This window comes from Clostridium sp. CM041 (assembly GCF_055081035.1).
In genome coordinates this window covers 114,123-126,654 of record NZ_CM143648.1, presented here as the reverse complement: position 1 = coordinate 126,654, position 12,532 = coordinate 114,123, and the positions used below count along the sequence as shown (strand labels likewise).

Annotated in this window: 13 protein-coding genes; all 13 read right to left on the bottom strand. The window is 34.1% G+C overall.

All coding sequences use genetic code 11. From position 1 onward, the window contains the following. Window positions 1-2 precede the first annotated feature (2 nt). Entirely contained in the window at window positions 3-461 is a 459-nt protein-coding gene (locus ACWJJT_RS00600) for a flagellar basal body-associated FliL family protein (RefSeq protein WP_462955654.1), read from the bottom strand. Then, on the bottom strand, window positions 458-1,192 hold the full coding sequence (locus ACWJJT_RS00595) for a flagellar motor protein MotB (RefSeq protein ID WP_462955653.1): 735 nt from the start codon (window positions 1,190-1,192) through the stop codon (window positions 458-460). The genes ACWJJT_RS00600 and ACWJJT_RS00595 overlap by 4 nt, the downstream gene beginning before the upstream one ends. After that, window positions 1,185-1,997, bottom strand: coding sequence for a motility protein A (locus tag ACWJJT_RS00590; protein WP_462955652.1), 813 nt, complete (start codon window positions 1,995-1,997; stop codon window positions 1,185-1,187). Before ACWJJT_RS00590 ends, ACWJJT_RS00595 begins: the two co-directional genes overlap by 8 nt. Window positions 1,998-2,008: 11 nt before the next feature. Then, on the bottom strand, window positions 2,009-2,200 hold the full coding sequence (locus ACWJJT_RS00585; RefSeq protein ID WP_462955651.1) for a flagellar FlbD family protein: 192 nt from the start codon (window positions 2,198-2,200) through the stop codon (window positions 2,009-2,011). Between the two features lie 98 nt (window positions 2,201-2,298). Next, a complete protein-coding gene (locus ACWJJT_RS00580) occupies window positions 2,299-4,356 on the bottom strand; it encodes a flagellar hook-basal body complex protein (protein WP_462955650.1) in 2,058 nt (685 codons plus the stop codon). 61 nt (window positions 4,357-4,417) lie between these two features. After that, complete coding sequence (locus tag ACWJJT_RS00575) at window positions 4,418-5,419, bottom strand: flagellar hook-basal body complex protein (protein ID WP_462955649.1); 1,002 nt, start codon at window positions 5,417-5,419, stop codon at window positions 4,418-4,420. A gap of 72 nt (window positions 5,420-5,491) precedes the next feature. Beyond that, on the bottom strand, window positions 5,492-5,914 hold the full coding sequence (locus ACWJJT_RS00570) for a TIGR02530 family flagellar biosynthesis protein (protein ID WP_462955648.1): 423 nt from the start codon (window positions 5,912-5,914) through the stop codon (window positions 5,492-5,494). Window positions 5,915-5,947: 33 nt separating this feature from the next. Next, window positions 5,948-6,613 carry a flagellar hook capping FlgD N-terminal domain-containing protein gene (locus tag ACWJJT_RS00565; protein ID WP_462955647.1) on the bottom strand — a complete coding sequence of 222 codons (666 nt, stop codon included), beginning with the start codon at window positions 6,611-6,613 and terminating at the stop codon, window positions 5,948-5,950. A gap of 57 nt (window positions 6,614-6,670) precedes the next feature. After that, complete coding sequence (locus ACWJJT_RS00560; RefSeq protein WP_462955646.1) at window positions 6,671-8,980, bottom strand: flagellar hook-length control protein FliK; 2,310 nt, start codon at window positions 8,978-8,980, stop codon at window positions 6,671-6,673. A gap of 17 nt (window positions 8,981-8,997) precedes the next feature. Further along, on the bottom strand, window positions 8,998-9,432 hold the full coding sequence (gene fliJ, locus ACWJJT_RS00555) for a flagellar export protein FliJ (protein ID WP_462955645.1): 435 nt from the start codon (window positions 9,430-9,432) through the stop codon (window positions 8,998-9,000). A gap of 25 nt (window positions 9,433-9,457) precedes the next feature. Then, window positions 9,458-10,765, bottom strand: coding sequence for a flagellar protein export ATPase FliI (fliI, locus tag ACWJJT_RS00550; RefSeq protein ID WP_462955644.1), 1,308 nt, complete (start codon window positions 10,763-10,765; stop codon window positions 9,458-9,460). Between the two features lie 17 nt (window positions 10,766-10,782). Beyond that, window positions 10,783-11,535, bottom strand: coding sequence for a FliH/SctL family protein (locus ACWJJT_RS00545; RefSeq protein ID WP_462955643.1), 753 nt, complete (start codon window positions 11,533-11,535; stop codon window positions 10,783-10,785). Further along, window positions 11,519-12,532, bottom strand: a complete 1,014-nt coding sequence (gene fliG / locus ACWJJT_RS00540) for a flagellar motor switch protein FliG (protein ID WP_462955642.1) — start codon at window positions 12,530-12,532, stop codon at window positions 11,519-11,521. Before fliG ends, ACWJJT_RS00545 begins: the two co-directional genes overlap by 17 nt.

The window sequence follows — 12,532 nt, the reverse complement described above, 5'->3', positions numbered from 1 at the left end:
ACCTACTGTACTAATATATCATTAAAATATATATGAGAAATTTTCCCTTTAGTTAAAATTGGATTTATGTTAGCAATTAGCTGAGCCTTTATATCATCAAGACCTTTAGCACTAAAATCTGTACTTTTTTTTGCTCTCAAAGTCGTATTTACTATATCCCTAATAACGGGCTTTTTTATTTCTAGTTCTGCAGTTAAATCCTTATTCTCTTCATACCCAATAACAACCTTTACCTTTAGATACCGCTTTCCATCCTCATCCATTAGATTTACTAAGAATTCCTCTAAGGGATAAGTGATCTCATTAATTTCCTTAGCTTTAGCTGACCTATCCGTAGCGCTTGTACTTTCTTTACCCATAAAATACATGGTTCCAAATGCAGCCCCTCCAACTAAAACTAATAATAGCAAAAGTATAATGACAATTTTAAAAGTATTTCCTTTTTTAGGGTTATCGCTCATTTTTTACTGTCCTCCTTTTTATTTGCAACAATTAAAATATTTACTCTTCTATTTAAGGCTCTGTTCACATCGCTATTATTTGGTACACTAGGCTGGTATTCAGCATAGGCAACAGATCTAAATTGGTTTGCATGAGATTGGCCCTTAATAGACACAAAATATTCAAGTACATTCAACGCTCTAGCAGAGGATAATTGCCAATTGTTTTTGTATTCATAATTACTAATTGGTATATTATCTGTATGCCCCTCTATTACTATATCATTGGGTAGCGTAGATAGTAGAGCATTTATTGAATTTAGTACTGGTTTTATCTTTTCTATAATTTCTGCTTTTCCACTTTCAAATATGATGTTTTCCCTAAGTTGAATTATAACTCCTCTACTGTCCGATTTTATTGATACAGTGTCCTCTAGTTTTTTCTCTTTTATTAAACTTTCAACCTTTTTATAAATATCTTCTGTATCATTACTAGGTGTTGTAGTTGGCACTGGTTCACCAACTAATGGGACTTCTCCATTTTTTACATTAAAATCTAATATACTTTTTCCTGTTTCACCTGTGAGTACTGATTGAAGGGAAGACGCAATTTGTTTAAACTTTGCAGCATCCACCGTTGAAAATGAATATAATAAGACGAAGAACGTTAGAAGAAGTGTCATTGTATCTGAAAAAGTAGCAATCCAAGCATCTGTTCGCATCTCCTCGCCACCACTTTTTTTTCTAGACATTATCCTTCACCCCAGCCTCTTTGTCTTGATATTTAATAAATTTAGCTCTATCATCTGGTGATAAATAAGAAGTTAATTTTTCTTCAACAATTCTTGGATTTACTCCAGATTGAATCGAAAGTATTCCCTCAAGCATCATTTCTCTATTATTTATTTCTATGCTAGATTTATAATTTAAATTTTGTGCCATAGGAATTAATATTAAGTTTGCGAGTAATGCACCATAAAATGTAGTTATTAATGCTTTTCCCATCCCAGATGCTAATGCTGATGAGTCACTTAAATTTGCAAGCATTTGAATAAGCCCTATAAGGGTACCAATCATACCAAATGCCGGTGCATATGCAGCCCAAGCTTTTAACATATTTGCACCATCAGTATGACGTCTTTCCATTTCCCCTATTTCTAGTTCCATAATTTCCTTTATTGTTTCAGGTTCAAGACCATCAACTACCATTTGAAGTCCTTTTTTTAAAAATTCATTTGTTAATTGTGTCATTTCATCTTCAAGAGATAAAAGTCCTTCTCTTCTTGCTTTTTTAGATAAATTTGTAAAGCTATTAATAATCTCTGTACTAGACATTGTACTTTCTTTAAAAGATTGTACAATAACCGTTATTACTTTCTTCATTGCTGAAATAGGATAAGCTATGAGTAGTGCCGCAAAGGATCCCCCTATTGTTATTAGGACTGAAGCAAAATCATAAAATACTTTTAAATTAGTTCCACCAGCTGACATACCCCATACAATCAACACAATTCCTATTACGATTCCAATACTTGTTAAACTATCATGTTTCTTCATGCCATTGCCTCCTAAAACTGTCCAGTAAATATCTTCCTTTTATACTTTAGTATTTGATCAATTACCACCTCTGTACTCTCTAGCACAAGGTACCGCTTACCATTTATTAAAGTTATTAAGGTTTCTGGTACTTTTTCAATTTTTTCAATAATTTCAGCGTTTAAGATAATTTCTTGTTTATTTAAGCCTGTAAGTTTTATCATACAACCTCCTATGGTATATTATGGATTATAAACTTAAAAAATTTGGTAAGTCTCAAATACTATAGTATTTGAGACTTATTACAAATTTTATTTCTATACTATCTCTTTAGATTTATTAACTCCTGTAATATTTCATCTCCTGTGGTAATTGACTTACCAGAGGCCTGGAAGGCCCTTTGAGCAATTATCATGTCTGTAAACTGCTCCGATAAATCAACATTTGACATTTCGAGCATTCCTTGAAGCATATTCCCGTATCCTTCGCTATTGTCAGTAACGGCACCAGTTCCTGTCCTTACTACTGCATCTCCAGCGTTTGATGAATTTTCATATAAATTGCCTCCAACTTTTGTTAAACCAGCTGGATTCTTAAATGTCGATGTTGCAATTTGCCCAAGAATCGCTACTTTACCACCCTCTAAAACAGCTGTAATTGATCCATCCTTCTCAATTGAAAAAGTATCGATTTTTGAAATTGTTGTTGACGCCTCAGTATAAGTAATAGTACCATCTGGATTAACAACCCTAGCTGCTGGAAGCGTAACTTGAATTTCATTTGGTATAACAAGAGGAACTAGTTTTCGTTCTGTATTTAAGCTTGAGCCGTTTGCATCAACAAATTTCATCAAGGGATTACCATTATTATCATAATCTATACTTGCATTTTTGCCATCATTTACCGCATAGCCTAATACTCTTAATCCATCGGAATTTAATAAGTTACCGCTCTTATCCAAAGTTAACGCACCATCTCTTGTGTAAGCTACACTAACCCCGTTAGTATTGTTACTTACAGAATAATCATTGTTTAAATCTACACCTTTTGTATTTGTATTTAAAGGTACAGTTGCAGCTTTAGCTGCAGCTATTGCTCTTACAGCTGTTGCATCAGCTGTTCTTAACGCTGCTTCAAAAGGTGCAGCCGCTGCTGCAGTATTAGTTTTAGCAGTATCAGCAATATCCTTAGCTGTAATTGCCTCAGTCACAGCTTCTTTTGCTACTTTATCAGCTAAGTCAGCAGCTGCTGACTCATCTGCGGCTTTTGTTTTAGCACCATCCGCCGCAGTATTTGCAATATCAGCAGCTGTCTTAACAACATCCGCCGCAGTCTTCGCAGCGTCAGTATCAGTCTTTTTAACAGCATCGGCAGTAGCAGTAGCAGTTTTAAGCTTAGCATCAGTATTCGTTCTAATAGATTCAATAAAATCGAGAATTTCAGTTTGACTTGTGGACGTAACTTCAGCCTTAGCCTTTTCATCAATCAAACCAGCAGCGTCATCAGCAGCTTTTGCAGCATTAACAAGAGCCTCATTCGTAGCACTTGGGTTTTCAGATTGAATATCCCTAGCATCAGCTAAAGCCTTATTAGTCTCTCTCAAATCAGCAGCAGCTTTTTCTGCATTAGTCACAGCTTTAGCCGCAGCAGTCTTCGAATCAGCTGCAGTTTTTGCCGCTGCCGTCGCAATAGTAGTCGCATCAGTTGCAATTTTTGCACTAGCATCAGCAATCTTCATCGCATCAGCTGCAATTTTTGCCGCATTATTAACAGCTTTAGCCGCCTCATCTGCAGCAATCACTGCTGCTGCTGCTTTGTCAGCCGTAGTACTTTTTGCAGTATTCGCAGAAATTAATGCAGTAGCTGCCGAAGCGGCAACAGCTTTAGCCGTAGCAAGGGTAATAATAGCAGCTTTAGCAGTAGCGGCAGCAACAGATGCTGCATTAATAGCAGGGTCAGCCGCCGCCTTAGCAGTAGCAGCATTATTAATAGCTAGAGCTGCAGCTGCATCAGTAGCAGTTATAACTGTTGTAGTCGTTGCTGATCCTTTGGGCTTTTCACCTTTAGCTACCATTAAATATCCTTCGCCATCCATAGCAACATCTAGATTCCTAGATGTTGGTTGCATCGCTCCCTGACCCATCATAGTATCTATTCCAGAAACTTGTACTCCAAGCCCTATTTGTCTTGAATTAACTCCACCTTGGTTCACTCCAGGAGCTGTAGACCCAGAAATGCTTTGACTTACCATATCTTGAAACCTAACTCTCGAGCTTTTAAAAGCGGTAGTTCCTGCATTCGCTATATTGTTTCCTAGAACATCCAATTTTACCTGATTTACCTTCATACCACTTATCCCAGAATAAAATGATCTTAACATAATAATACCTCCACTTTTTTATTTATTTCAATATAATTTTTTATTTAATCCTTCTGTTTTATTATCTCTTTAGACCTATTAACTCCTGTAACATTTCATCCCCTGTTGTAATTGACTTACCCGATGCCTGAAAAGCCCTTTGAGCAATTATCATATCTGTAAACTGCTCAGCTAAATCAACATTTGACATTTCGAGCATTCCCGAAAGCATCTCTCCATATCCTACGCTATTGTCAGTAGCGGCTGGAGTTCCAACACCCGATTTTACTACTGCTTCTCCAGAGTTTAATGTGCTTTGAAATAAGTTCCCACCAATTTTGGAGAGTCCAGCTGAATTCTTAAACGACGCTGTCGCAATTTGACCAATGACTGCCACTTTACCGCCCTCTAAAGTAGCTTTTATTTGGCCATCCTTTTCTATTGAATAAGATGCTATTCTTGAGCCTCCAATTTCATCTGGTATAACAAGAGGGATTAGTGTTGCACTTGGTTTTAAATTTGTGCTATTTGCATCAACAAACTTTGAAATAGGCTGCCCACCACTATAAGTTAAACTTGCATTTTTACTATCACTAACAGAATAGCCTAATACCCTTAATCCGTCTGAATTTAATAAATTGCCTGCTTCATCTAAAGTTAATGCCCCATCTCTTGTGTAAGATAATTTCATTCCTCCAGGAGGAGTCACTGTATGTTTCGCTCGGTCTACCTTGACACCACCAGCATTTGAAGTAGGCACTGTTCCACCAGCAACCATTAAATAACCCTCGCCGTCAATAGCAACATCTAGCTTTCTAGATGTTGGCTGCATTGCTCCCTGCGTTACCATAGTATCTATACCTGAAACTTGCACTCCAAGGCCTATTTGTTTTGAGTTAACACCACCTTGGCTTGCTCCAGGAGCTGTAGGCCCAGCAATGCTTTGGCTTACCATATCTTCAAATTTAACTCTTGAGCTTTTAAAAGCTGTAGTTCCTACATTCGCTATATTATTTCCTAAAACATCCAACTTCACTTGATTTACTTTCAATCCGCTTACCCCAGCATCAAATGATCTTAACATAATAAAACCCCCATTTTTTTATCACTTTGCTTCTGTCATTCCACAAAGTTAAGCTCCCTAATAAGGTCCGGCTTATATCATAACTACACTGTCTATATTGGTTATTACTTTTCCTTTACTTTCATTTTTGTCCATTGCGGTGATTACCGTACGATTTTTTATGCTTGTAATCAAAGCCATATCCTTGTATAATAACAAAGCTTGTTTGGCTCCCTTACTGTCCGCCATATTTATTCCCTCATTGATTTTTTTCATGTCATCGTCTTTAATATCAATGTTACGACTATTAAGCCTTTGCGCTGCATGAGCTGATATGGTGAACCCTTGTTCTTTTATAATTTGTTTATCTAAAATTTTGTTAAATAAACTTTTATCCTTACTATAACTTGTTCTTTCCTTATTAACTTTACCTTTTTCATTTTGTGGACCTACATTTAAATATTCAGTAAAGTCACTAGTTGAATATAGTTTACCATTTACCACTCTATAAGACATCTTGAACATCACCTTACCATCTTAATTACTCTTTTACCCAACTTTTGAAATGTCATCATAGTTTATATCCTTAGTGACTTCTACACCATCTTCTTCATAAGTTATAGTTAGATTAATTCCATTTAGAGTTTTAGCCACACTTTTAACAGTTCCTGAATATACTTTGCCATCGTCTAATTCGACTGTTTCCACTTTTTTACTCATTAAATTTATAGCAGCAGAAAATGCTGTGTTGTTATTTAAATAATCCGATGTAGCACCCGATATATCTATAACATCTGATAAAGTATCAGCCGGGAAATCTTTCATACTACCATCTACTAATTTTACTGACATGTATGTTGTACCTGAATCTTTATAAACTGCTTTAACAGTGCCCCCATGTTGAACTCCTTTTGCATCATAACTATCAAAAGCCACCACCTTACCCACTAAAGCTGTAGAGCCTGAAAAAGTCATATTGCCATTTATATTGGACATCTGTTCTAGTGACGCAAATTGTGCCATTTGAGCTACAAATTCTGTACCATCCTTCGCACTAGTTGGGTCCTGGTTAGTAAGTTCTGCAGAAAGTATTTTCAAAAAAGAATTTTGGTCCATTTCTTGACCTTTCTTTACAATTTTAGTTCCCCTATCAGTTGCCCTACCTAAACCTATTTTTTCTGAATTTAAACTCGGTATTGTCACATCAGTTGGCATTTTATCACCCCTTAAATACTTATTTGCATCTTGACATATCTTCCTTCTGAAATATCGTTAAACAAATTTATTCACCTGATTTTCTTCTATAGAAGAGTTATTGGTTATAGGAATATCTTCTTCTAAATCCTTATTAGCTTTTGACCTTTTATTTTGCCTACCATCGTTATTTTTCTCACTAGAGTCTTTACTAAAAAATGTTGAATCCTCATACACATTTATATCTAAGCTCTGGATTTTAATATCCATACTTTTTAACCTATCACTAATATCCTGAACATTTTGATTTAGCAAACTATAAGTTTCCTTATTTTTAGCAGATATATTGGCCTTCATGATTCCACTTTCCATAGTAATCTTAATAGTTATTTCTCCAAGCTCCTTAGGATTCATTTTTACTATTAAATCCTTAATATTGTTAATTTCCATAAATTTTATAGTTTTAATTACATCTACTTCAAAATTATTTTTATTAATTGTTATGTTAGGTACTTGTACTTTAGTTGTATCTACATTCTTTACATTTTCGAATTGGTTCATAAAATTAACTACCTTTGATATTTTAGTTTCTTCCTTATCTTGACCTATCAAATTTTCAAGGAATTTTTTCTCGGATGATTTACTTTCCGAAAATTCATCGCCCTTCCCAGTATTATCCGAACTCTGCAATTTGTTTATAGGAACAATCCCGGATATAGTCTTTATGCTTTGCTTTGTAATTACATTATCTTTTAATGATTTTGAATCTTCTTTTAAACTTTCACCTTCAGTAGCTAGTTTTTGTAATACATGAAGTACTTCTGGCAATTTCTCATTATTACCTTTTGATTTTTCATTAAAGTTCACTATGTCACTAAGGTTATTTTTCAGCAAAGTTTCGGCTAGCGGTGTTAATTTCTTTACTCCTAATAATTGTTCTAAGTTAATTGAATTAACTTCATTTTTACCATTTTTAGTAGCGTCTACACTTTGAAATACTAAGCTCAAAGATTTTAGTACCTGCTGTATTTTGGACACTTTTTCGATAGATTTATATTCACCTACCGACTCTTTTGACGATACCTCAGTAACTTCAGCAATTAGTTTTTGCAGCACATCAAGTATTTGAGGAGAAGTCTCATTATTGCCTTTTGAGTTTTCTAGCAAAGTAGCTATTTCACTAAGATTGTTTTTTAATATATTCTTCTCCATCGGTGCTAATTTTTCTTTGCCTACCAATTCTTTTGACGATTTCACAGTGTTTTGTTTTAATTCATCAATAGCCACATCTACAAAATTTATTATCTTCTCTTTTAGCTTGTTATTATCGTAGGCATTATTCAAATTCTTTGCAGTATTTACTTCCACTGTGGTTTTTTCATTAACCATTCTTAACAAACTTAGATCTCCCTTTACCTCGGAAACTTCAGTAGTTAGTTTTTGTAATACATCAATTATTTGAGAATAACCCTCGTTATTTCCTTTTGAGTTTTCTATCAAAGAGACTATTTCAGTAAGATTGTTTTCCAACATGTTTTTTATTTCAGGTGCTAATTTTTCTACACCTATTAAATGTTCTTCGCCCATTTGTTCTAAGTTAATAAGATTAAGTTTACTTTCATGATGTATATTCGCCGGAGTTTCGTAAGTATTTTGAAACATTGAGCTCAAAGATTTTAGTACCTGTTGTATTTGCGCAACTTTCTCGATAGATTTATCTTCACCTACCAACCCTTTTGGCGATTTCACAGTGCTTTGCTTCAGTACATCAATAGCCACATCTACAAAATTTATTATCTTATCTTTTAGCTTGTTATTATCGTAAATGTTATTCAAACCCTTCGAAGTACTGTTTTCAATTGTAGGATTTTCATTAACTTCATTTGATACTTTTATTTTTTCCTTATCTTCACCAATCAAATTTCCAAGAAATTTTTCTACAGCTGAATTATCTAAGCTAACAGTTTTGATACTAGGAACTTTTAATAAGCTTAAATCTCCTTTTACCTCGGAAACTTCAGTAATTAGTTTTTGCAGCACATCGACTATTTTAGGAGAAGTCTCATTATTTTCCTTTAAGTTTTGTAGCAAAGTAACTATTTCACTAAGTTTATTTTCACCATATTTAGTAGCCGTAACTCTGTAATCACTTTTAATCATAAGATTCGAAGATTGTAGTATTTGCAATACTTCCTCAGTAGATTTATAGTTATCTACCAACTCTTTTGACAACTTTTCAGTACTTTGTTTTAATGTATCAATAGCTACATCTACGAAATTCATTATATTTTCTCTTAACTTACTATTATCGCACGGATGGTTCAAATCCTGATATTCATTGTATTTTTTAGATGTAACAGAATTCATTACATTGCCATTTACGTTCATTTTTTTCACCTCCCTTCCTAACGGTGATTTCTAATAAAAGCATAAAGTGCAAACTCATCATTAGTCTTTTGTTCTATTGAATTTTGTTCTTTTAAAAAAGCACTTTTCTGACTTTCTTTTAAAATTTCAACAGTCTTCTTTTCAACCTGGCAGTGTTTTAATTCTTGTCTTTCTCGCTCTAGTATCTCTTCTTTATCTTCTAAGGCTACTGCAGTTTCATCAATGGAGAGATTTAAAGCATTTAAATAATTTTGTTTGATTTTCTGCTGAACAAGTGATTCATATGAATCTATATTTCTATAAATTTTATAATTATTCTTTAAATTATTTAGCTCATCTTCAACTAAATTTTTTTGTCTTTGTGCTTCTTTAAATTTAATTTTGCTTTTATCTTCAACATCTTTTCTAATATCAAGAAGCTTTTGCAGTCTAAACTTGTAACCTTTGTCCAATTTAAAAACTCCTCCCTGAGAAACTTCAACTAAACATATTTTCTAGCATATTTAAACTAACTTCAAAGTCTGTACTATCATTTGTGCCTTGCTTTAAAAAAGCTTCTATGCTGTCATTGTACTTAATTGATTTGTCAATTTTTAAATTGCTACCTTTTACATAAGCTCCAATATTTATCAAATCTTCAGAGTCTTTATAAGTTGCCATAAGATCCCTTGCCTCAGAAGCCGTTTGTTTATGATTATCTGTAGAGATTTCAGGCATTAATCTGCTAACGCTGCTTAGAACATCTATAGCTGGATAATGATTTTTTGCAGCGAGTGTTCTAGATAAAACTATATGTCCATCAAGTATGCCTCTTACAGCATCTGCTATTGGCTCATTGAAATCATCACCATCTACAAGGACCGTATAAAAAGCTGTAATAGAACCCTTATCTGACATTCCGCTACGTTCCATTAATTTAGGTAACATTGCAAACACCGATGGAGTATATCCTTTAGTAGCTGGTGGCTCACCTATAGCTAGTCCAATTTCTCGTTGTGCCATTGCAAATCTTGTTACTGAATCCATCATTAAGATTACTTTTTTTCCTTGATCTCTAAAGTATTCTGCAATAGCTGTAGCTGTAAATGCACCCTTTAATCTTACTAGGGCTGGTTTATCAGAGGTTGCACATATTATGATTGATTTTTTTAATCCCTCTTCCCCTAAATCCTTTTCTATAAAATCCCGTACTTCTCTTCCTCTTTCTCCAATAAGTGCAATAACATTTACATCTGCTTTTGCCTTTCTTGCTAGCATTCCAAGTGTGGTACTCTTTCCTACTCCACTACCTGCAAAGATGCCAATTCTCTGACCTTCTCCGCAGGTTAAAAAACCATCAATTGCCCTGATACCAGTAGGTAATACTTCTGTTATTCTCCGCCTTTTTAAAGGATCTGGGGGAGACGCATTCAAAGAATAAGTTGTATATTTACTAATTTCGCCACCATTTAATGGATTACCTAGTCCATCTAGTACCCTTCCAAACAATTCATCAGAGCATTTAACATTTAGTGGACTTCCAGTTGGTACCACTCTACATCCTTGTGATATACCCACTAGTTCCCCGAGAGGCATTAGAATTACATCTTTATCGCGAAATCCAACAACTTCACAAGAAATCTGCTCATTTGATTTATTATAAATCTTACAAACTTCGCCAACAAAAGCCGTTATTCCTTGAACTTCAATGGTAAGTCCTATAACATTCTTTACCACACCTTCTGAATAAGTGTAATTAATATCAGGAACTTTATTAATTAAATACTCAAAATTTAGAGCTATCATAATAATGCGCGCCCCTTCTATGTTTGTATTTGTTCTTCCTGAAACATTTCTACTATTTTTTCTATACCATAAGATATGCTTACAATGCTTTTACCCGTTTCTTTTTCAATAACAGCAGTTCCATCATCTAAAAAATTATCCTCTATTACAAATATATCGCCTTGAAAAGCAAGTTTAATTTTAAAGTTTTCAATTTGGTCCTTTATCGTAACAAAATGAGAATTATTAATTTTTATAATATATGATTTTATGCTTCTCTCAGATTTTAGAGTATTGAAAATCATTTCATTCAAAGCATCGGCTTCTTTTACTTCTTTTTTTAATATGCTCTCAGCTATAGTTATAACTAAGGCTTTTATATGTTGCTGCTTGTCTATTAAATACTCATTATACTGAGTTTTTGCTTCATTTAATATGGCATCAGCCTTAGCTCTCACTACCTCTGCTTCTCTTTCCGCACCGCTAACAGCATCTTTATAAGCATTATCATAGCCTTCCTTTTGGCCCTGTTCTAATCCCTCATTAAATGCCTGTGTTTTAATCTCTTGCGCATCTACATAAGCTCTTGAAATAATTTTTTTACTTTCTCTCCCTGCGCTTTCTAACATATTCCTAGCAACATTTTCATAACTTTCCATGTTAGATTTGTTAATGCCCTGGTTTTCATTCACAATTGCTACCTTGGATGACTCACTTAAGTAAGTACTTATTTCCATATTTCCCTGATTTATGATCCTCGCATTTTTTATAACATTAATTGATGATTGCATCTTCACCACCCCTTGAAAGTACAATTTCACCTGCTTCATCTAAACGTCTCAAAATACCAACAATTTTTTGTTGTGCTTTTTCAACATCCATAAGTCTAACTGGTCCGAGGAACTCCATATCTTCTTTTAAAGATACCGCCGCCCTCTTAGATTGGTTTTTGAATATAGAATTTGCAACTTCTTCTGAACATCCCTTTAATGCAAGAGATAAATCCTTAGCATCTAATTCTCTTAAAATCCTTTGTATTGAAACATCATCCAATGTGATAATATCTTCAAATACAAACATAGATTCCTTAATCTTTTCTGCGAGTTCGCCATCTTCTCTTTCAAGCCCCTCTGTAATATTCTTTTCTGTAGTTCTATCTACTTGATTTAAAATATCTACTAGAGATTCAATTCCACCAATCACAGTACTATCTGTTCTAATAACAGATGATAATTTTCCATCTAAAACATTTTCAATTTCTTTAATAACCATAGGTGAAATACTACTCATAGTTGCAATTCTAAAAGCCACTTCACTTTGTAGTTCAAGTGGTAGTTCCGCCATTATCTGAGCAGCCTTATCTGATTGCATGTAACACATAATAAGTGCTATTGTTTGTGGATGTTCATTAGCTATAACATTTAAAAGTTGATGTGCCTCTGCTTTCCTTGCAATGGAGAATGGCCTATATCGTTGTGTTTCTTCCATGACCTTATCTAATATCTCCTTGGCCCTCTGGCTACCAAGTGCTTTTGAAAGCAGACTCCTTGCATAATCAACTCCACCTTCTAAAAGAAAATCCTTAGCTTTATTCATTTCCATAAATTCCTCTAAAATTGCCTGTCTTTGGTCAGACTTAACTGAAGTTATATTAGCAATTTCATAAGTTATCTTTTGAATATCCTTTTCTGGTAATTTTTTTATTATACCAGATGATGCGTCCGGACCTAAAGTTATAAATAATATAGCTGCCTTTTGAATTCCCGTAAGTTTTTCACTTTTAGCCAC

Bases quoted from the DNA above. Each gene is read 5' to 3' on its own strand.
- ACWJJT_RS00600 (WP_462955654.1), bottom strand. From the start codon at position 461: ATGAGCGATAACCCTAAAAAAGGAAATACTTTTAAAATTGTCATTATA.
- ACWJJT_RS00595 (WP_462955653.1), bottom strand. From the start codon at position 1,192: ATGTCTAGAAAAAAAAGTGGTGGCGAGGAGATGCGAACAGATGCTTGG.
- ACWJJT_RS00545 (WP_462955643.1), bottom strand. From the start codon at position 11,535: ATGCAATCATCAATTAATGTTATAAAAAATGCGAGGATCATAAATCAG.
- ACWJJT_RS00565 (WP_462955647.1), bottom strand. From the start codon at position 6,613: ATGCCAACTGATGTGACAATACCGAGTTTAAATTCAGAAAAAATAGGT.
- ACWJJT_RS00585 (WP_462955651.1), bottom strand. From the start codon at position 2,200: ATGATAAAACTTACAGGCTTAAATAAACAAGAAATTATCTTAAACGCT.
- ACWJJT_RS00590 (WP_462955652.1), bottom strand. From the start codon at position 1,997: ATGAAGAAACATGATAGTTTAACAAGTATTGGAATCGTAATAGGAATT.
- ACWJJT_RS00575 (WP_462955649.1), bottom strand. From the start codon at position 5,419: ATGTTAAGATCATTTGATGCTGGGGTAAGCGGATTGAAAGTAAATCAA.
- ACWJJT_RS00560 (WP_462955646.1), bottom strand. From the start codon at position 8,980: ATGAACGTAAATGGCAATGTAATGAATTCTGTTACATCTAAAAAATAC.
- ACWJJT_RS00570 (WP_462955648.1), bottom strand. From the start codon at position 5,914: ATGTCTTATAGAGTGGTAAATGGTAAACTATATTCAACTAGTGACTTT.
- fliI (WP_462955644.1), bottom strand. From the start codon at position 10,765: ATGATAGCTCTAAATTTTGAGTATTTAATTAATAAAGTTCCTGATATT.
- ACWJJT_RS00580 (WP_462955650.1), bottom strand. From the start codon at position 4,356: ATGTTAAGATCATTTTATTCTGGGATAAGTGGTATGAAGGTAAATCAG.